General features: G+C 67.2%; 15 protein-coding genes. 10 read left to right on the top strand and 5 right to left on the bottom strand.

What is annotated here, in order from left to right; all coding sequences use genetic code 11:
* Positions 1 to 5 precede the first annotated feature (5 nt).
* Both DEJ09_RS10975 and DEJ09_RS10980 read left to right on the top strand, forming a co-directional pair.
* A complete protein-coding gene (locus DEJ09_RS10975) occupies positions 6 to 1,211 on the top strand; it encodes a lipopolysaccharide biosynthesis protein (RefSeq protein ID WP_111088624.1) in 1,206 nt (401 codons plus the stop codon).
* The gene (locus DEJ09_RS10980; protein WP_110864279.1) at positions 1,208 to 1,954 is read left to right on the top strand and encodes a hypothetical protein; all 747 of its coding nucleotides are present in this window, start codon (positions 1,208 to 1,210) and stop codon (positions 1,952 to 1,954) included. The genes DEJ09_RS10975 and DEJ09_RS10980 overlap by 4 nt, the downstream gene beginning before the upstream one ends.
* A 2-nt stretch (positions 1,955 to 1,956) precedes the next feature.
* Here the strand turns inward: DEJ09_RS10980 and DEJ09_RS10985 are convergent, their stop codons facing one another.
* The 4 genes from DEJ09_RS10985 to DEJ09_RS11000 form a co-directional block, all read right to left on the bottom strand.
* Positions 1,957 to 3,318 carry a hypothetical protein gene (locus tag DEJ09_RS10985; RefSeq protein WP_111088626.1) on the bottom strand — a complete coding sequence of 454 codons (1,362 nt, stop codon included), beginning with the start codon at positions 3,316 to 3,318 and terminating at the stop codon, positions 1,957 to 1,959.
* Between the two features lie 125 nt (positions 3,319 to 3,443).
* Entirely contained in the window at positions 3,444 to 5,642 is a 2,199-nt protein-coding gene (locus DEJ09_RS10990; protein ID WP_111088628.1) for a glycosyltransferase, read from the bottom strand.
* On the bottom strand, positions 5,639 to 6,202 hold the full coding sequence (locus DEJ09_RS10995) for an acetyltransferase (RefSeq protein ID WP_309146930.1): 564 nt from the start codon (positions 6,200 to 6,202) through the stop codon (positions 5,639 to 5,641). The genes DEJ09_RS10990 and DEJ09_RS10995 overlap by 4 nt, the downstream gene beginning before the upstream one ends.
* 59 nt (positions 6,203 to 6,261) lie before the next feature.
* The gene (locus tag DEJ09_RS11000) at positions 6,262 to 7,410 is read right to left on the bottom strand and encodes a glycosyltransferase family 4 protein (RefSeq protein WP_111088632.1); all 1,149 of its coding nucleotides are present in this window, start codon (positions 7,408 to 7,410) and stop codon (positions 6,262 to 6,264) included.
* A gap of 127 nt (positions 7,411 to 7,537) precedes the next feature.
* Between DEJ09_RS11000 and DEJ09_RS11005 the strand changes: the two genes are divergently transcribed.
* The 5 genes from DEJ09_RS11005 (at position 7,538) to DEJ09_RS11025 (ending at position 13,589) form a co-directional block, all read left to right on the top strand.
* Positions 7,538 to 8,800: a glycosyltransferase family 4 protein gene (locus tag DEJ09_RS11005; RefSeq protein WP_111088634.1), complete on the top strand. Its 1,263-nt coding sequence runs from the start codon at positions 7,538 to 7,540 to the stop codon at positions 8,798 to 8,800.
* Positions 8,797 to 9,825, top strand: a complete 1,029-nt coding sequence (gmd, locus tag DEJ09_RS11010; protein WP_110864285.1) for a GDP-mannose 4,6-dehydratase — start codon at positions 8,797 to 8,799, stop codon at positions 9,823 to 9,825. Before DEJ09_RS11005 ends, gmd begins: the two co-directional genes overlap by 4 nt.
* Positions 9,825 to 10,796 carry a GDP-L-fucose synthase gene (locus DEJ09_RS11015; protein ID WP_111088636.1) on the top strand — a complete coding sequence of 324 codons (972 nt, stop codon included), beginning with the start codon at positions 9,825 to 9,827 and terminating at the stop codon, positions 10,794 to 10,796. Before gmd ends, DEJ09_RS11015 begins: the two co-directional genes overlap by 1 nt.
* Positions 10,797 to 10,831: 35 nt before the next feature.
* Entirely contained in the window at positions 10,832 to 12,652 is a 1,821-nt protein-coding gene (locus DEJ09_RS11020) for a DUF4012 domain-containing protein (protein ID WP_111088638.1), read from the top strand.
* Positions 12,653 to 13,031: 379 nt separating this feature from the next.
* Positions 13,032 to 13,589, top strand: a complete 558-nt coding sequence (locus tag DEJ09_RS11025; RefSeq protein WP_111029789.1) for a hypothetical protein — start codon at positions 13,032 to 13,034, stop codon at positions 13,587 to 13,589.
* 69 nt (positions 13,590 to 13,658) lie between these two features.
* Here DEJ09_RS11025 and DEJ09_RS11030 read toward each other — a convergent pair whose 3' ends face one another.
* On the bottom strand, positions 13,659 to 14,123 hold the full coding sequence (locus tag DEJ09_RS11030) for a VanZ family protein (RefSeq protein ID WP_084740580.1): 465 nt from the start codon (positions 14,121 to 14,123) through the stop codon (positions 13,659 to 13,661).
* 259 nt (positions 14,124 to 14,382) lie between these two features.
* Here DEJ09_RS11030 and DEJ09_RS11035 point away from each other — a divergent pair, with 259 nt between their 5' ends.
* From DEJ09_RS11035 to DEJ09_RS11045, 3 genes are all read left to right on the top strand, one after another.
* A complete protein-coding gene (locus tag DEJ09_RS11035; protein WP_071248415.1) occupies positions 14,383 to 14,712 on the top strand; it encodes a hypothetical protein in 330 nt (109 codons plus the stop codon).
* A gap of 101 nt (positions 14,713 to 14,813) precedes the next feature.
* Entirely contained in the window at positions 14,814 to 15,143 is a 330-nt protein-coding gene (locus tag DEJ09_RS11040; protein WP_217499688.1) for a hypothetical protein, read from the top strand.
* A gap of 298 nt (positions 15,144 to 15,441) precedes the next feature.
* A complete protein-coding gene (locus DEJ09_RS11045; protein WP_146245711.1) occupies positions 15,442 to 20,940 on the top strand; it encodes an Ig-like domain-containing protein in 5,499 nt (1,832 codons plus the stop codon).
* Positions 20,941 to 20,993: the final 53 nt, after the last annotated feature.

Genomic DNA, 20,993 nt, shown 5'->3' on the forward strand with positions numbered 1-20,993 from the left:
GCCGGATGTCGCAAGAGCGCCCGATGTCGCATCAGGCGCTCTTCCTGGCGGCCTCAACCGGAGCGGCGCAGGTGCTTGTGGCGTTGCTCTACCTCGTTGCAGCGAGGGAGGTTTCTCCATCGGAGTTCGGTTCGACTGTTTCAGCTATCGCGCTCGGTACCGCTGCTGCCGGTTTCGTTGATTTCGGGACGAACAACCATTGGACTCGAGAACTTGCCCGGCGCGCCCTCGCAGACCAGACCTTCGTCGATCGGTTGTTCTCAAAGCTCGCGATCACCGTCGGCGCGGCGCTGCTCTGGTGTGCCGGCGTGGCCATCCTGTTTCCGGGATCTGCCTTGTGGCTGGCCGGTCCGATCACGGTTGCACTAGTGGCGAATCAGGCGTACCAAGTTCCGCTCAGAAGCGCTGCGCGGGGCGAGCTGGTCGCACTCGTCATCCTGGCCGACAGGGTGTTCGCGTCGGTCCTCTTCTTCGTGATGGTGGCTGCCGACGTTTCAGCACCGACGGCATTGTGGATCGCGTTGTCGGCGGGGTCGATCGGTGCCGCCGTGGTTGGTCGGTCGATGAGTCCGCGCAACCTGCGGCGGCGGCCGAGGCTAAGCAACCCTTGGTCCGGTGCTCACTACTTCGGGCTCACCGTCGTGGCGAACAGTTCCCAGGCGCTGGACCTCACACTGCTTTCGGCCGCAGCAGGACCCGCAGCTGCTGGCGTCTACGGCGCTGTCAATCGCTGGACACAACCCATGTCGCTTCTGGCAGCGGCGTTCTCTTCGGCGTTGGCACCGTACGCCGCGCGGAGCACGAGCCTTCGGGGCGCATGGTCAGAGCTGCGACGAGCTATCTGGATGCCGCTTGCGGCGATTGCAGTCTCGATTGCGGTGTATTTCGCCGCACCCTTCATCGTCGGGATCCTCCTCGGCGGCTCGTACGAAGGCTCAGCAGCGACGCTTCAGATCCTCGCCTTGGTCGTGATCCCGTCCATCATCTGCCAGCCACTCGTCGTGGTGCTTCAATCGTTCCAGCGGGATCGCTACGTTGCGATCGTGATGGTCATTGCGGCCATCGGTCAGCTCGCATTGGTGCTGGTCCTCGGAGGCTCCGCTGGCGCGCTCGGCGCAGCTCATGCGGCGTTGATCGCCCAGCTCTTCATCCTCGTCTCGCTCCTCGGCGGGACGGTCAGCCTTGCTCGTTCCACTCGGAGGAAGTCATGACTCGCGAAACGGTCTTGCTGACCGCGACGGTTCGGCCGAACACCGGTCTGTTCGTCGCGCAGGCTGATCCTGCTGTGCGACTGCTCCAGTACAGGCAGGCGATCAGCGCAATCCGGTCTCAGCTCGACGAACGAGTCGATCTGGTCGTCGTCGAAACGAGTGGCGAAGCGACCGCTGACCTCACCGAGCTCCTTCCCGAAAAGGATCGGGCATTGACACGCGTGGTGTCATTCGACCCGACGACCTCCGAAGTGGACAGGGGCAAGGGACGCGTCGAGGCCGATGCCATCCGCTTCGCCGTCGAGGGAATCATCCGGTCCTCTGGCAAGGACACGACCATTCACAAGATGACGGGCCGCCTCGGCTTGGAGAACCCGTCGCAAGTTCTGCGGCCCGTGCTTGGACCCGTCGTGCGAGTTCGCACGACTGCGGACCGGTCGTTCGTTGACACCCGACTAGTGACCGGACGCGCTCAAGAGTGGCTCGACGTGATCCTCGCCGAGACGACGATGATCGATGAGTCTGCGGGCGTCTACCTCGAGCACGCCGTCGCGGCTGCGCTCGCCCGCTCGGCGGCGTTGAAGCAGATCCGTCTCGAGCGGTTTCCTGTTCGCCCCAGGATCAGCGGACAGTCTGGGTCCACTGGAGAGTTCTACGGAGCCGGACCTGGAAAGTTCAAGAGGCAACTCATAGAACTCTTCGAGGATCGTCTCTCGCGCCTCGCATCACGCAAGCAAGTCTGAGATCAGGCTGCGCCTTCACCTGTTCGTTCTGACGACGATCGAACTGCGGCTGCCTGCTGATTCGATTTCGTGCGAGCCGAGCCCGCAGACAGGAACCACGCCAAGAGCAGGATGACCGATAGGGACGCCATCGACTGCAGGAGCGAGCCTCTCAGCACGATCAGGAGGTAGACCGGAACGATGCAGCCGACGAGGCCGGGGGTGCCAGCCCTTGCGATATGCAATGCGAGCTTGCTGTCCCACCGACGAACCATGAATCCGATGAGTGTCATTCCGAGCACGAGGAGTGGCCAGCTCCCGTTGATCATCAACTCGGCCCAGAGTGGGGCGGAGAGGTTCGTGAACGAGTAACCGCGGAATTCTGCCAGAAGGATGCCGGTGTCGACCGCCTTCCCGGGCCAGACGTCGCGTGGGACCCAGAAGAGGACCACCCCGAGTAGCTGGTCCCCCCAAGTGATTCCGCGGCTGGCGATGAAGTAGACGGTGTTGTTGATCTGGTAAAAGCTGTCGAAGTCGCCGCTCAGGAGTGATTCGAGTGGACCCTTGAATTGGACTTTCGCATCGATCGAGTTCCGAAAGGTCGACGCGATCGGGAAGAGGAAGAAGAGAGCGGTCAGTAGCGAGACCGCGACCGTTCGATATTTCTTGAGGGAAGACCATGCCCCACATGCAGCCAATAGAGCCACGTACACGGTGCCTACCGTGTATCGGGGGCTGGAGACAGGGTTGACCACGACCAAGAGTGCGACGAGGGTGACAATCAGGAGCACCAATGGAGCTGGCGCCCCAGATGCGCGCCGCTGACGGAACAACAGGATCTGTGCCACGGCCGCTACGAGCAGGCCCATGTTCGAGAACCCGGTCACCAGCGCAGCAGTCGTCGGATTGGCCCATGTAGCCGCGCGCTCGGCGTCGATCACGCTCCTGGTGTGGAACAGCGCCTCGGGTCCGAGCGAGTAAACGTAGTACGCAGTGATCCCAAATGCCAGCAGGGTCGTCACCACGACCCTCGAGTTTTGGAGCGCCACAGCGGTAGGTTCCGAGGCAGGGAATTCGTGCAGCGATGATCGCTTGCCGAAGAATGCTCCTAGCAGCAGCGCGCCGTACCCGATGAATACGATGGCGGCTGATTGCCACGCGTACTGTTCGAGGAATCCAGGCGTAGTAGATATTTCGGCACGCTGTCGGAGTTGCACCATCGGAGCAATGCCGAGGAATCCGTAAACGAAGACGGACACCACCATGTCGACGATGTGGGACTCACGAGCGGAGATGGCCCAAGCGAACCGTGCCGCCGCGAGGACCGCTACCGCGAGACAACCAGCCCAAGCGTCGTAGCCGTTGTTCGGAGTCGTCGCGACCACGAACAGTGGAACCATCAGGGCCAGGACCGCAAAAACAATGGTCCCCAGAAGCGGTTGCGGCAGTGCTCCAGGACCGCCGGCCCCATTGCCGGATGACGGCAGGTGCCCGTGATGTGGTGCCCGCTTCACAATTCATTCTCCGACAAGATCGCCCTCTCGAAGACTTCGGAGAACCGCGCTGGCGTTTGCTGAAGAATCTCGGGGTCTGGAATCCGGCCCACTGGATCCGGAAGGCTCCGGAGTGCGGACACTAAGGACATGGTATCGGGGTCGGAGACGATGACCCCGGCATGTTTCTCAACCGAGCGAGTCACTCCCGCCCTCGTGCTGACCACTACGTGTAGCCCGCACGCAAGCGCTTCATTCACCACAAGTCCCCAAACTTCCGAAAGCGACGGAAGCACGAGAACATCGTGCTCCAGCATCCGCTTTGCGACATCTTGCCCGGGGATGTAACCCACGAAGGTCACCCGATCCGGGTTGGGCAAAGTCGTGACGACTTGCTGCTCGAGCTGTGCCCTGAGCGGCCCCACGCCCACGATCGTGAGTGAGGCGTTCGGCAGGGTCGTGAGCGCGCCGATGAGGGCACCAACGTTCTTCCGAGGTATCAGCTGTCCCACGTAGATGATCCGGAGGCGGTGGTCTCCTTGCTGGGCAGGACGCGTCGATTGCACGACTTCACGGATGTGCGTGACGTCCACGGCGTTGAATCCCTCGTGGATGCGGCTCCTGGCCACCCCCATCTGCATCACGGCCTCAGTTGCGGCAGGACCGGGCGTGACGACCGCATCGAGCGTTGCGAAGTACCTGCGCCGCAACCAGGAGATCGGTCCGCGAGTGTTCCCTTGCGAGCCAAGGTGTGACTCGTAGAACCCGACCGTTCGGACGCGCGCCCTCTTGGCTCTGAGCAACGCCATCCAGTAGACAGGCGACTCCCACCCTCCCAGGACCACAGCACGCTTGTTCCGAAGATGAGCGTGCCGAAGCCAGCCGAAGTAGTAACGCGCTTCACCGCGCTTCAGCACAGCTGTCTTGAGCCACGAGACAGCGAAAATCAGATTGGTCCGCGAGCGGGCCTCCCACTCCGGTCCGCGGTTGTTGTCGTCTCTCGCCAATCGCTGGTCAGGTTCGAGAAGCATCACCTCGACAGGGAGCCTGCGTGCGAGGCTCTCCCAAACAGGGATGCGATACGGCGCCGCGGTGTTCGTCATCCACAGCACGCCGCGAGAGCCGACGGCGTCCTCGTAGAAGCGCAGGAGTGAGCTCACGACCGCTTCAATCCCGTAGAGGGCTCTGACCGAGGCATGCCCGGACGCGGTGGTCGACTCGAGCAGGGACGGGTTGAGAAGGAGAGATTCGACCCGCTGAGCGAGATCCTCGGGCGAACCCTCAGACACGAGCGCAGCATTGTGGTCCGCGAGTTCTTGAGCGATGCCGCAGTCATCCGTGATGACCGTCGCAGTCCCGACGGAAAGCGCTTCAAGCACCGTGACCGGGAAGACTTCTCCGCGGCTCGGCAAGACGAACACCAGCGCCTGCGCCAGACGCGCCGGAGCCTCGCCCGGCTGGATCGCCCCTTCGTACCGAAGAGGCACGTCTGGGTTCGTGCTCATGAAGGAGCGAAGGGCGGCGAGATCGCCTTCGTCCGGACCCACAACCGCGAACTGGACAGTACGGTTCCTTCGACTGAGGAGGCGTGCCATCTCGGCGAAGACGAGAACCTGCTTGCGCGGATGGAGGCGGGCGAGGAAGAGCACCTCGGAGCGCCGTGGGGACGTCGCCAACTGAATGGGTCGGATCCCGTTCCTGATCCGCCTTACGGAGGCTTCTGGTTCTAGTCGTCGAAGGCTTCGCTCCTCAGCATCCGTGAGTGCCAGGACCGTGGACGCATGGCGAAGCATCGGACGCACCACGAACGAGTCAAGGATCAAAATGGGGGGCCGGGAAGACGGGAGGATCATCCCGTGTGGTTGAACCACGTAAGGACGTCCCATGCGGCGCGCGGCCGTGGCGACCGCGAGGTCGAACAGATGACGACCGCTGTGCACGTGGACGACGTCGAATTTCCGCAGATTCCGCCGAAGCCAACTGCCGAGCGATCGGGTGCTGGTCGCTACGAATCCCATGCCCGCGAAGGGCTTCGACTTGAGGAGAACGAGGTCGAATCCGGGCGCTTTTGGTCGCGCTCTTCCGTCCCACCCAGCGAGAACGGTCACCTCATGACCGGCTTCTGCGAGCCCTGCTGCTTGGTTGAGGGCGACGCTCACCGGTCCTCCGAAGGCGCCGTCCTCGGAGATGTAGGTGACGGAGATGAGGAGTCTCACGCTTCTCGCTCCTCTTCGCTGAAGCGGATACCGACGATTCGAGCTGGTCGTCCTTCCGCGATCGAGTTGGCGGGGACGTGTCCCTCAACGAGGCTCATGGGTTTGATGAGGCTCGAGGTACCGATGACAGCGCCGCCGACGACCATGCAACGCGAGGTCACCCAGACGCCGGGTTCGATGACGATGGGTCTGGTGATCAGACTCATGTCGCGCCGGTGCGCGTGGCTCCCGGTCGTGAGGAACGTCTCCTGGGATATCACTACATCGTTGCCGATGTGGATGTGGTCCTGGTTGTGGAACCAGACACCTTCCCCGATCCAACTGTCGGGACCGATGTGGAGCTTCCAAGGAAACCGCACTCGTGTCCTGGGTCGGAAGATCACTCCGTCGCCGATCTCGGCCCCGAAGGCCCGGAGAACTTTCACTCGGACTTGGGACGAGATCTGCCAGGGATTGGTCACGAAGAGCAGTTCCGCGACCCCCCACGCGTAGACAGCCAACTTCGAGCGGCCCCACGTGCTTCGCTCTCCTGGCGCAGCCTTGAGCTTGATGACGCGCACGACGTCCCCTGCCATGAGTCCCGGATTTCCCTCTGGATGCGAGGAGCGACCTCGTCTCGTCACATCCTAGGGCGACCAGATCTCGTCTTCATGCTTTGCAGCAGCGAGTTGATCGCGTCGGTGTACCGGTCCACCATGCCCGCCAGGGCGAAGGCCGGACTCTTGGCGGCGACTGCGGAGGCGAGCCGATCTGCGGCCTCTGGATGGTCAGCCAGCGAGGTCATAGCCTCCGCGAGCGCCGCCGGTTCTGGTGCACACACCAGGCAGTCCGTTCCCGGGTCGAGGTAGTCGAACTCCGGTCCGTGCCGAGTCCCTCGCGTCGTGATGATCGGGAGCGCCATGGCCATGCTTTCGACCGCCACCAGACCGACCCGGCCAGGGTTGAGGAGGGCGACGGCAACCCGCGCGATGTCCGCCTTCGCCGCGGCTTCGACGTACCCGAGCATCCGGACCTGGCCGCGGTCGCGCGAGCGCTTGAACTCGGGCTCGAGCTCACCTCGGCCGCCTACCAGCAACTGGACTGACGGACGCGTCTGCCAAAGGAGATCGAGCGCTGCGACAACGAGATCGACGCGCTTGCTCTCGTCGATGCCTCCGATCATCGCGAACACTGGCCCGCGACCCAGCCCGAGACGCTCGCGAATGGATAGCGGGTCGATCGAGCGTCGCTGCTCGATCGCATGACTCAGATCCGTTGTGTCGACAGTGTTCTTGAGGTTGGTCACTCTGTCCGCGGGGACCCCCCAACGGCGAGCGAGCGTCGTACCTCGCTCTGTGTAGGCGAGCACCCGGGATGACGAGCGCGCCTGCCACCGCCGGAGTGCGCGGGCAAGTGCGATGTCCGGTTGGACGAAGGCGTCCACGTGACCCCACACCGCGACGGGTCGCCGACGTTGCATCAGCGCCCCGTACGTGGTGAAAGACCCGGCAGCGAGCTCGGCGACGATGACATCTGCGTCGCGCCACGCGCTCCGTCCCCAACCGAAGCGGAAGTGAATCGGTCCCATCTTCAGGGAGGTTGTGCGCACGAGACGTTCTTGAACCCCCTCCAGGGAGGCGCTGTCATGCCGGTCTGCCTGCGACCCGGTGGGTTCACCGCTTGCGATCACCAACTCGTGTCCCTGCTCTAGAAGGCGCGTCGCGAGTTCGGTGAAGAGCGGAACTCGGTACGACGGGACGTACGGCTGCATGATCAGGACTCGCGCCATTGCGAACCTTCTTTCGAGTTGACAAGGCACAGGGTAGCCGGACACAGCAGGCGTCCTGAAGTGTCTCTCGATTCGACATCGTGCTTTCCACGCGAGATCGAAGCCGCGCGACTGTTATGTTCACCCGGTGACGAGTCCCCTGTCGGTTCTGCTGATCGGCATCAACTTCGCCCCGGAGACCACCGGGATCGCGCCGTACTCGACTGGCCTCACAGAGGACCTGGTGCGTCGTGGAGGACGCGTCCGGGTGCTCACGGCGCATGCGCATTACCCGCAGTGGCGGTTCGACGGAGCTCCCGGGCGTCACACACGTGAGGAACGTGCGGGCGTTCGCATCGAGCGTTTTCGGCACCGTTTGCCGTCGAAGCCCGGCGGGCTAGCTCGGGCGCTCTCCGAGGTCTCTTTCGGGATCGTCACGAGTACGACCCGCTTCGGGCGACCCGACGTATTGGTCCTCGTGTCGCCGGCCTTGTTGTCGAGCGCGATCAGCTTCGTCCGCTCGCGGCTGTTCACCCGGGTGCCCGTGGTCATCTGGGTTCAGGACTTGTATTCGTTGGGCCTCGATGAGCTCGGTGAGCGTCCCGGGTTGATGGCGCGAGCGGTCGCGCGGCTCGAAGGGTGGCTCCTTCGACGGGCCGACGGCGTCGTTGTCATCCATGAGCGATTCCGAGACACAGTGGTGGAGCGGATGAACGTCCTGCCCAGCAAGGTCACCGTTGTCCGGAACTGGTCACACCTCGAGGAGATCGAGGTTGTCGACCGTGTCTCGTCGCGCAAGGAACTCGGGTGGGCCGACGACGACATCATCGTCCTTCACGCGGGGAACATGGGCGTCAAGCAAGGGCTTGAGAACGTTGTGGAGGCCGCGCGGCTCGCCTCTGAGCAAGGCAGTCGTGTTCGCTTCGTCCTGCTGGGCGACGGGAACCAGCGCACGATGCTCGAGCAGGCGGCGACGGGCGTCGAAGCACTACGGATGCTTCCGTCACTGTCGGACGACGCCTTTCGCCGTGCGCTGGCTGCCGCCGATGTCCTCCTCGTGAACGAGAGGCCCGGGGTTGCCGGTATGGCAGTCCCCAGCAAGCTCACGTCGTACTTCAGCACCGGCCTTCCGGTGATTGCGGCAACTGACCCTGGCAGCGTCACCGAGAGCGAGATCCTCCTTTCCGGAGGCGGAACTTCTGTGCCTGCGGGTGATCCTCAGGCACTACTGTCAGCAGCGGAGATGCTCGGTGGGGACAGCCTTCGCTCTGTGGAGATGGGCCGATCAGGTCGGCGTTTCCGAGACGAGCGCTTGTCGAGCCGCGCATCATTCGACACATATGCTCAACTGCTGCAGGGGTTGGCGCAGGGGCGTCGGACGGACACATCCACGGGATCGGGGAACGATTGACCAAGCGCGCGCTCATCACGGGCATCACCGGGCAGGACGGTTCGTACCTGGCCGAGCTGTTGCTCCGGAAGGGGTACGAGGTGCACGGACTCATCCGTCGTGCGTCCACGTTCAACACCTCGCGGATCGACCACCTGTACGTGGACCCGCACAACCCCGATGCCAAGCTGTTCCTGCACTACGGGGACCTTGGTGACGGCGCGCGGCTGGTCAGCCTGCTCAGCGAGCTGAAGCCCGACGAGGTCTACAACCTCGCGGCGCAGTCACACGTGCGGGTGTCGTTCGACGAGCCGGAGCACACCGGTGACGTGACCGGTGTCGGCACGATGCGCATGCTCGAGGCCGTCCGCGTGTCCGGTATCCACACGCGCTTCTACCAGGCGTCCTCCTCCGAGATGTTCGGCGCGACACCGCCGCCGCAGAACGAGGAGACGCCGTTCTGGCCGCGTTCTCCGTACGGCGCCGCGAAGGTCTACAGCTACTGGGTGACCCGGAACTACCGCGAGGCCTACGGGATGTTCGCGGTCAACGGCATCCTGTTCAACCACGAGTCACCGCGTCGCGGTGAGACGTTCGTCACCCGGAAGATCACCCGCGCGGTCGCTCGGATCAAGGCTGGCCTCGAGGACCACGTGTACCTCGGCAACCTCGACTCCGTCCGCGACTGGGGGTACGCCGCCGAGTACGTCGAGGGCATGTGGCGGATGCTGCAGGTCGACGAGCCGGACGACTTCGTGCTGGCGACCGGTGGCGACTTCACGGTCAAGGACTTCCTCACCACCGCGTTCTCGCACGCCGGGCTGAACTGGGAAGACCACGTCCGGTTCGACGAGCGCTACCTGCGACCGAGCGAGGTGGACGCCCTCGTCGGCGACGCCTCGAAGGCCAAGGAGAAGCTCGGTTGGGAGGCGACCGTCGACACCGCCGAGCTGGCGAGGATCATGGTCGACGCCGACATCTCCGCCCTCGAGCACGAGGGCCGTCCCTGGATCGACACCGTTCGTCTCGAGAGCTGGGGTTCCTGATGACCACGACCGACTTCACCCCCGGTCCGATCGATCGAGCTGACCGCGTCTACGTCGCGGGGCACCGCGGCCTGGTGGGTTCGGCGGTCTGGCGCAAGCTCGAGTCGGAGGGATTCACCGACGTGGTCGGACGGACCTCGTCCGAGCTCGACCTGAAGGACCGCGGCGCGGTCTTCGCCTTCTTCGCGGACCAGAAGCCGAAGCACGTCGTGCTCGCCGCCGCCAAGGTGGGCGGGATCATGGCGAACAACACGTACCCGCACGATTTCCTGAGCGAGAACCTGCAGATCCAGGTCAACGTGATGGATGCCGCGGTGGAGCACGGTGTCGAACGGCTCGTGTTCCTCGGCTCGTCCTGCATCTACCCGAAGATGGCCGAGCAGCCGATCCACGAGGACGCACTGCTCACGGGCCACCTCGAGCCGACGAACGACGCGTACGCCATCGCCAAGATCGCTGGCATCCTGCAGGTGCAGGCCGTCCGCCGGCAGTTCGGCCGCCCGTGGATCTCGGCGATGCCGACCAACCTCTACGGTCCGGGCGACAACTTCTCGCCGACCGGGTCCCACGTCTTGCCGGCGCTCATCCGCCGGTACGACGAAGCCGCTCGCAGCGGCGCACGGACCGTTGAGAACTGGGGGACCGGGGCGCCCCGTCGTGAGTTCCTGCACGTCGACGACATGGCGGCAGCGGTGTTCCACCTGATGGAGCACTACGACGGTCCTGACCAGGTCAACGTCGGCACCGGGTCGGACGTCACGATCAAGGAGATCGCCGAGACGATCGGCAAGATCGTCGGGTTTGAGGGCGAGACGGTCTGGGACACCACCAAGCCGGACGGCACCCCGCAGAAGCTGCTCGACGTGTCGAAGCTGGCGGACGCTGGATGGACGGCGCAGATCGGCCTCGAGGACGGGCTCCGCACCACGATCGACTGGTACCGCGAACACGCGGACTCCGTCCGTCAGTGACGGGTGTCGGGCGCGCGGAACCGTAGGATCGCCTCATGTCCGACCAGCCCGAGTCGCGACGCACTGCAGTACGCCGGGGGTCCAGGGCCCGGATCGTCCTGTGGGTCGTCCTCGCCCTTGTCCTGCTGCTGATCCTCGCCGTCGCCTGGGTCGGTGTCCGCGGCATGCTCGCAAAGGGGCACCTGGAGCGGGCTGTCGGGGACGTCGACACCCTCCGGTCGCAGCTGACCGGCGGTGACACCGCCGCCGCCCAGAAGACGGCGAGGCACCTCGAAGACGAGGCAGCGTCGGCTCGATCACTGACCGGCGACCCCGTCTGGGGTGCGGCACAGTCCGTACCCTTCTTCGGGACCAACCTGCGGGCCGTGCGCGACATCTCGGTGATCGTCGACGACGTCGCCAGCGATGCCGTCAGTCCCGTCGCCGGCGTCATCGACGGCCTCGGGTCGGATGCGTTCGCGCCGAAGAACGGCAAGATCAATCTCCAGCCGATCGAGGACGCGCAGCCGGCGGTCGCCGAGGCCACGAAGACACTCGAGCAGGCTCGTGCCGACGCGGCGCGGATCGACACCAGCGGAACGCTGTCGCCGGTCACCACCGCCGTGGGACAGCTGCGGAACGCGCTGTCGTCAGCTTCCGAGCAGGCGGTGGCGGCGAACCGCATCGTGCAGCTCGCGCCGGCCATGCTCGGTCACGACGGGGACCGGGACTACCTGCTGCTGTTCCAGAACAACGCCGAGTTGCGTGCGGGCGGGGGCATCCCCGGTGCCGTGGCGCTCCTGCAGGCGAAGGACGGAGCAATCAGCTTGGGCAGTCAAGCGTCAGGGGCGTCGTTCGGACCCTACGACAAGCCGGTGCTGCCGCTGACCGCCGACACGCGTGGGCTCTACGGGGACATCACGGGCGAGTACATGCAGGACGTCACCCTCACGCCGCGCTTCGACGTGTCGGCGAAGCTCGCTCGGGAGATGTGGAAGCAGCGGTTCGGGCAGCAGGTCGACGGCGTGCTCGCCATGGATCCTGTGACGCTGAGCTACCTGCTCAGGGCGACCGGCCCCGTGCAGCTGCCGACCGGCGACACCTTGACCGCGGACAATGCCGTCCAGCTGCTGCTGAGCGACGTGTACGCCAAGTACCCCGACCCGGTCGTGCAAGACGCGTTCTTCGCGTCCGCCGCCAGCGCGGTGTTCGACAAGGTCGCGTCGGGCGGGTTCGACACGAAGGCCTTCGTGTCGGCGCTGACCCAGAGCTCCAATGAGGGCCGGCTTCGCCTCTGGAGCGTCGACAAGGCGGAGCAGGGCCGGCTCAGTGGGACACCGGTCGCTGGAGAGCTGCCGACGGCGACCACGGACTCAAGCCAGTTCGCCGTCTACCTGAACGACGGCACCGGCGCGAAGATGGACTACTACCTCCAGAAGCGCGTCTCGGTCGGCAGTTCTGTGTGCCGGAAGGACGGGCGTCCGACGTCCGTCGTCCAGATCACCATCAAGAACACGGCACCGGCCGATGCGGCAACGAGCCTCCCCGAGTACGTCACCGGCGGTGGGGACTTCGGCGTGGAGCCGGGCAAGATCAAGACGCTCCTCGCCGCTTATGCACCGGAGAACGCGATCTTCCTCGGGGCCACGAAGGACGGCAAGACCGTTCCGGTGCAGACAGCGACCGACGGCGGGCACCCCGTGGCCCAGTTGCAGACCCTGCTCGCCCCCGGCGAGAGCCTGACCTACCGCGTCGCGTTCCTCGGCGAGGCGAAGTACGCGAAGGCGGGGGTGCAGGCGAACTCGACTCCTGGCGTGCGGCAGACCGAGACGAAGCCCCTCACGTTCGACTGCGAGCAGCCGCTTGCCGCGGGCTGACAACGGAACCTCCGCAAAGCGAACCGAGGGTACGCCCCCACTCCGAGGGGCAACGCGCCAACCTGTCCGGGTGCAAAGGCCCTTGATCGGACGCACAGCGTGCTCTGGTTCACACCGCTGGGGCCTCTCAACTGGGGTTTCGGGTGTGTGAAGCCTCGATGGACCGACGGTAGAGCCGGGCGACGGGCAGCGGACGTGGATGAACACACGTCGACCAATGAACAAAATCCACGTGATCTGGTATCAAGCTGGGAAACTCCGCTAGATTGAGACAACTTCGCCATAACAACCGCCATTTCTGTGGCTGGGGTCAACCACCGGCGAACAGCGGGCTCTGGGTGTCAGGGTCTGGATTTTCAGATCTTTAGGGGAACCATTCATGAAGAAGCTCATCGCAGCGGTGGTGCTGGCTGGCGCCGCACTGCTCGCCACTCCGGCCGTCGCCAACGCCGCCGGTTACACGCCTGACTCCGACGTCTCCGTCTCCGGCACCGCCGTTGCCGGTGGCACCGCTTCGGTGAACTTCACCGAGGGTGCGTTCCAGGACAACGAGACCGTCAACGTCCAGGTCACCGGTGCCGGTGCGGTCACGCTCGGCGCGCTGCCGACCACGACCGTCTCGAAGACCTACACGGCCGCTTCGGACGGCTCGCTCGTCGTCAAGGTCACGTTCCCCCAGGGCGCCTCGGGTACCTACAACCTGACCGCCACCGGCGCCACCTCGGGCGTCGTCGGCTTCGCGGCCTTCACCGTCGCCCCGGCTGACGCTGCTGCGGTTCCCGCAGCCGGCGCTGGCAACGGCACCGACGGCACGCTGGCCTTCACGGGTTCGACCGTCTCCGCCCTGGCCCTCTGGGTCGCCGGCGGCGCAGTCGTCCTCGGCGGTGGCCTCCTGCTGGTCCGCGGCTCGGTCCGCCGCCAGCGCGAGTCCGTCTGAGTCTCAACGCACTGAACGAAGCCCCCGGAGCATCTGCTCCGGGGGCTTCTTCGTGTCCGGAGATCGTACTCAGCGACGCCGAGCTGCACGGCTGAGCAGCAGCACACCCACCACGGCCCCCAGGAGTGCCCCCACGCCGTTGGCGACGACGTCGTCGATGGTCGCGGTGCGGGCGGGCAGGAACAGTGCCTGACCGGTCTCGATGCACGTGCTGACGACGAGCCCCGCGGCGATGGCGGCCCACCACCAGCGGGCACCGGCGAGCAGCACCACGAGCAGGCCGAGCGGCACGAAGTAGACCACGTTCGCCAGGGACTCCACGGTGGCGTAGTCGATGCGCTCCGGCAGGCCGTGCCGGTGCGCGGCAGCGAGGACACGGGTGAGCCACGGGGCCCCTGCGGCGTCGACGGGGGAGCCCCAGAACCCGACGAGCGCCAGGGCGACGCCGTAGGCGATCGCCAGCCCCGTCGCGAACCGACGGCTGCGCCAGGTGGCCGGGGCGCGGTCGTCGACGCGGGGCTTGTCAGAGGTCACGTGCCGACGCTAGCGAGTCGCGCCTCCAGGCAGGTGTCCGCACCATCTCGTCCCCCGATCCCGGCGATCCGGAAAACGAGTACCCCGATCCTGGCGCTGTACCCCGGAAGTGCGACGCACCTGCCCGGAAATCCGGGGCTGCCCGATTGACGGCATTGACGAAACCCGTGAATCGACGGGCCTGGCTGGCGATCCCCTCGGCACTTCTCGTAGCGTTCTGGTGTCAGCAGATGTACCCCGGATCGTGAAGGAGAGCGACATGAGCATCACCGTGAACAACGCGACGCAGGCCGAGGTCACCCTCGACACCGACACCGTGGACACCATCGCGATCCTCGAGGCCGATGCAGCGCTCTCCTCGCGCCCCAAGCGCGCCAAGGTCACCTGGGTGCAGGAAGACCAGGGCGAGTGGATCGCCGGCTACGGCGGGTACTTCGGCGGCAGCGTCGACAAGCGCGACGACCGTTACGTGGCCTCCGACACCTTCGGGCTCGTCGTGGGCGAGTTCTCCTCCCTCGAAGAGGCGCAGACCAAGCTCGAGGACCAGCTGCACGTCATGCTCCCGCCGGTCATCCGGCCGGTCGAGTGACGACGACGGACACCAGCTCCACCGGCGTCGATCGCGACGCCCGCACCACCCGGAACCACCGGCACCACCCAGTACGCAGCACAGCACGAAGGAGCAGCACCATGAGCACGACCGTCGCCCACCGCCAGCAGGCCGAGGTGACCCTGGACACCCAGACGATCGAGGTCATCGCCGAGATCGAGGCCCAGGTCGTGGCTCCCGTGCAGGCAGCCCCCGTCCGCATCTCGTGGGCCCAGGCCGACACCGGTCTGTGGGTCGCGAACTACGGCGGCTACTACGGCGGCACCGTCGACCGTCAGGGCACCCACTTCTTCGTCTCCGACACCTTCGGTGAGTACGTCGGGGACTTCCGCTCGCTCGACGAGGCGAAGGCGCGTCTGTCCGAGCGCCTGCACGTGCTGCTGCCGGACGTGATCCGTCCGACCGCGTGATCCACTGCTGATCGCTCGCTGATCCTCGAACCCCCGCCGGCCTGCCGGCGGGGGTTCTTCCGTGCGCCCGGGGCGCGAACGGCTCGCAACGGCGGACCGAGACGTGCCGGACCGCCGCGTACCCCCTGAACGAGTGGTCCCCCCTATTGGGGACCCGGATTGTCCCCATCCGAACACGAGGAACTGCCAGGATCAACCTGGCGCCAACGACCGTTCTCCCTGATCCTCCGGTCGGTGTCGGTGCCCGCATCGTCTCGACCCGAAAGTGATCATGCAGCGTACGAACCCGGGCACCGCTGTGCCCAGAAGCCGTCCCGGCCTGCGCGCCGTCGCCATGCTCGGCGCCGCGCTCCTCGCCGGCGTCGGTCTGACCCAGGCCGTCGTGGCCGACCCCGCCGCCGCAGCCGGCGCGCTCGCCTGCGACCAGAACACGCTGTACGGCATCAACACCGCCGCGAACCAGCTCGCCGCCATCGACGCCACCACCGGTGCCGTCACGAACGTCACGAGCATGGCACCGGGCGACAACGCCCTCGCGGTGGCCCGCAACGGTGTCGCCGCGTACGCGTCGATCAACAACGGCAACACGATCACCGGGTACAACGCGGTGAGCGATGCCCGGATCGCCGACGTGACCGACGCGGACCCGAACGGCAGCCACCAGCTGCTCCGTGGTGCGATCAACCCGGCGACCGGCATCTACTACTACGCGAGCGGCGCGAACCCCGCGTACCTCGGTGCGTACGACACGAAGACCGGCGCGAAGATCGGCCAGGTCGGCACCATCGGCAACCTGCTCACCAACAAGAACGGTGACATGGCGTTCAGCACCCGCGGGCTGCTGTTCGTCGTCACCGGCAACGAGATCCGTCGCGTTGACACCGAGACGGTCCCGACGACCGCGGGCACCACGGCTCTGACCACCTCGAAGGTCGCGACCCTGCCGATCGACGCGAGCACGAGCGGCAGCCCCGGCATCGCGTTCTCGTCCGACGGCTACCTGTTCGCGTCGGTCGGCTCCACGATGTACAAGATCGATCCGGGTTCGGGCGCGCAGGTCAGCACGTTCACGATCGCGAACGGCTACTCGCCGAGCGACCTGGCGTCCTGCAACTACGCCAACACCCTGGCGGCGCAGTCGAGCGTCGACCAGCGGTGGAGTCCGTCCGACCAGTTCGGTCTGGCGGTGACCGGGGGCGGCGTCTCGACCGGCAACACGGCCACCACCAACGGCACGGCCGCCGGCACGCAGCCCCAGAAGGCGGGCGCGGTCCTGTCGACCCCGAACAAGACCTACACCGCCCGCCAGACGGCGGTGGGGACCACCGACCTGTCGAACTACACGACCACGTGGAAGGCCGTGAACCTGAACAGCGACGCGGTCGTCGCCAGCGGCACGGGCACGACGGGGACCTTCACGTTCCCGGCAGCGACCACCGCGGACGGCACGGACCTCCTGGTCACCTTCACGAACACGCTGAAAGCCACACACGTCACCACCAGCAGCGACACCGCCACGACCCCCACCGGCACGGCGCTGTCGGTGCCCGCATCCTCGGGCGTGCTCGCGAACGACCAGGGGACCGGCCTGTCCGTGGTCTCGAACACGACGCCGGCGCACGGCACCGCCACGGTCGCCGCCGACGGCTCGTACACGTACACCCCGGCCGGCGGGTTCTCCGGCTCGGACACGTTCCAGTACACGGCGAAGGACTCCTCCGGGCAGACCTCGACCAGCACCGTGACCGTCACCGTCGCACCGAAGGGCTCCGACGACGCCTACAGCGTGCACGCGGGCACCGTGCTCACGGTGAACGCCGCGGAGGGCGTCCTGACGAACGACCGCGGGTCGGACCTGACCCTCACCGGTCACGGTCGGCCGTCGCACGGTCTGGTGAAGATCGGCCCCGACGGGTCGTTCTCCTACGGCGCCGACAAGGGGTACTCCGGCCCGGACTCGTTCACGTACACCGCGAAGGACGGCTCGGGCGCGACCGTCACCGCGACGGTGCGGCTCACCGTCCTGCCGACCGCGACGGCCGATGCCGTCACCGCGACGGCCGGGTCGTCGACGACCGGCAACGTGCTCGACAACGACCTGGGCGCCGGCCTGACGGTCACCGGCAGCAGCGCCCCCGCCCACGGCTCGGCGACGGTGCGTCCGGACGGCTCGTACTCGTACACCCCGGCAGCCGGGTTCTCCGGCACCGACTCCTTCACGTACACCGTGACCGACGGCAGCGGCGGGACCGACACCGTCACGGTGACCGTGCAGGTCGCCCCTGCGGCACAGGACGACACCGTCAAGGTCGCCGCGGGCGGCACCGCCACCGCCGGCACCAGAGCGACCGGCGTGCTCGGCAACGACTCCGGCACCGGGCTCACCGTGGCGTCGAACACGTCCCCCTCGCACGGTGCGCTGACGCTCGACAAGGCCACCGGCACCTTCACGTACACGCCGGCCGAGGGCTACTCCGGCCCCGACGCGTTCACGTACACGGCAGTCGACGGCTCCGGTTCGCCGAGCACCGCGACCGTCACCATCACGGTCAACCCGACCATCGGTGCCGACACCGCGTCGACGGACGCCGGCACCCCGGTGACGATCGACGTGCAGGCCAACGACCGTGGCTCGGACCTCGAGACCACGATCGTCACCGGCCCGTCCCACGGCACGGCCGTCGTCGCAGCGGACGGTTCGGTCGAGTACACGCCGACCGCCGGAGCGTCCGGCACCGACTCGTTCACCTACACGGTGACCGACGGCAGCGGTGTCACCACCGGTGCGGCGACCGTCACGATCACCGTGCGACCCGTCGCGACCGCCGACACGGTGTCGACCCGGGCCGACGAGGCGCTGACCATTGACGCCGCCACCCTGACCGGCAACGACCGGGGCACGGGGCTGACCGTGACCGACGTGACCGCAGGCGGGGCCGCCGGCAGCGGCACCGGCAACAGCACCGGCGAGACCGGCACCGGCACCGGCGAGACCGGCACCGCCCGCGGCACCGTCACCCTCGACCGTGCCACCGGCCGCGTCGTCTACACCCCGGCCGACGGCTTCTCGGGCACGGACACCTTCACCTACACGGTGGTCGACGGAGCAGGTCGCTCCACCACCGGCACGGTCACGGTCGTCGTCGGCCCCCGCGCCACGGCCGACTCCGCCACCGCCACGGCCGGCTCGACGCTGATCGTCGCGAAGGGCGACGGCGTGCTCGCGAACGACCGGGGCACCGGCCTGACCGCGGCCGTCGACCAGCAGCCCGCACACGGCACGGTCGAGCTCGCCGCGAACGGCTCGTACACGTACACGCCGAAGGACGGCTTCTCGGGCACGGACACCTTCACCTACACGGCGACGGACCCTGCCGGCCGCACCACCACCGGCACCGTCACCATCACGGTCCGCCCCGGCACGGAGCCCGACACCATCACGGTCGCGGCGGGCGGCAGCACCACGGTCACCTCCGGCGCCCTGACGGGCAACGACCACGGCACCGGCCTGACGGTCGTGTCCGTCACCGACGGGAAGAACGGCACCGCGACCCGCAACGACGACGGCACGATCACGTACACACCGAAGGACGGCTTCTCCGGCACGGACACCGTCACCTACACGGTGACGGACCCGTCGGGCACCACGAACACCGGCACCGTGACGGTCACCGTCACCCCGGTCGCCGGTGGCGGGTCGACCTCGGCCGAGGCCGACGCCACCACCACCGTGCCGGCCGGCACCGGACTGCTCGACGGTGCGAAGGGCACCGACCTGGCGGTCACCGACCACACGAAGCCCTCGCACGGTGACGTGACGGTCGACGAGGACGGCTCGTACACGTACAAGCCCGAGCCGGGCTACTCCGGCCCGGACGGGTTCGACTACACGGTCACCGACGGCTCCGGTGGGACCACCACGGGCACCGTGACGATCGTCGTCGCCCCGAAGGCCGCCGCGGACACCGCGACGACGAGCGCCGCGACCGCGGTCGACGTCGCCGTCACCGGCAACGACTCGGGCACGAAGCTCGCCGTCACCGCGGTCTCGAAGCCCGGCCACGGCACCGCGACGATCACGGGCAGCACGACGGCCGGCGGAACCGGCGGTGCAACCGGCGGCCCGACCGGTGCCAGCTCGGTCACGTACACGCCCGCCGACGGGTTCTCCGGCACGGACACGTTCACCTACACGGTGACCGACCCGACCGGCGGCACCGCGACGGCGACCGTCACCGTGACCGTCACGCCGACCGCGGTCGCCGACGCCCTGCGCACCGCGGCGAACACCGCGCTGCCGATCAGCGGCGCGACCCTGACCGGCAACGACCGCGGCACCGGTCTCGCCGTCACCGCGCACGGCCGCGCCGAGCACGGCACCGTGACCGAGGGCACCGAGCCCGGCTCGCTCGTCTACACCCCGGCGAAGGGCTTCTCCGGCGCGGACACGTTCGAGTACACGGTGACCGACGGCGCCGGACGGACCTCGACCGCGACGGTCACGGTCGTCGTCGGCGTCGCCGCGGTCGACCACTGGCACACCATGTCGACGAACCGCAGCATGCGCATGACCGCCGACAAGGGCGTGCTGGTCGGTGACTCCGGTCGTGGGCTCTGGGCCGCCATGGAGACGAAGCCGTTCAACGGCACACTGTCGCTCGAGAAGGACGGCTCGTACGTCTACACGCCCACGTCGAACTGGTCCGGTCGTGACTGGTTCACCTACTCGGCCAACGACGCCGACGGCACCGCGGCGTTCGCGCGCGTCGTCATCGACGTCGCCCCGGCCGCGAAGGACGACAAGGCCACGACCACGGCCGGCAAGACGGTCCGGGTCGCCGGCCACGGCGTGCTCGGCAACGACCACGGTGACGCCCTGACGGTCGTCGCGGTGGGTCAGGCCCGGCACGGCACGGCCTCCATCGCCGCCGACGGCACGTTCGTCTACACCCCGGCGAAGGGCTTCTCGGGCACCGACACCGTCACGTACCGTGCGCAGGACTCGATGGAGCAGCAGGTCGACGCCACCGTCACGATCACGGTCGGCATCGCCGCAGCGGACGACTCCGGGCGCACCGTGTCCGGCACGCCCGTCACCCGTGACGCCCGCCACGGCCTGCTCGCCGACGACCAGGGCACCGGCCTCACCGCCGCCCCGGCCCGGAAGCCCGCCCACGGCACCGTGACGATCCAGCGGAACGGCGCGTACGTCTACACCCCGGCCGCCGGCTTCACCGGCACGGACACCTTCACCTACACGGTGACGGACGCCTCGGGGCAGACGGCCACCGCCACCGCGACCATGACCGTGGTCGCCGCGGCGGTCGCCGCCGACGACTCCGCCACCGGGATCGTCGGACACCGGGTCGTCGTGGATCCGCTCGACAACGACTCCGCCTCCGGCGGTGCCACGTTCGAGCCGGGCACGCTGCACCTGCTCCACCCCGAGTCCGGCACACCGACCGACCGTGTGGTCGTCGCCGACCAGGGCACGTGGACCATCCGCGACGGCCGGGTCGTCTTCATCCCTGAGAGCGGGTTCACCGGAACCACCTTCGTCGGTTACGAGATCACCGACAGTGCGGGACAGACGGTCAGCGCGACCGTCACGGTCCGGTTCCCGACCGGGCTCGCCGCGGTCGTCCACGGCACCGAGCTCGCCTTCACGGGCGTGACCGGGCTGGTCGGCCTCGGGCTCGCGGCACTCGCGCTCATGCTGGCGGGCGTGCTCCTGGTGACCCGACGCCGGATCGCGGTCCGCGTCGCGCCGGGCATCCGCCGCAGCGCACGTCCGTAACAGGGCACCGGACTGGAGGCCCGGATCACCGCAGCAGACCCGCTGCGGTGATC

The sequence above is a fragment of the Curtobacterium sp. MCLR17_055 genome, assembly GCF_003234305.1.
Taxonomy (GTDB): Bacteria; Actinomycetota; Actinomycetes; order Actinomycetales; family Microbacteriaceae; genus Curtobacterium; species Curtobacterium flaccumfaciens.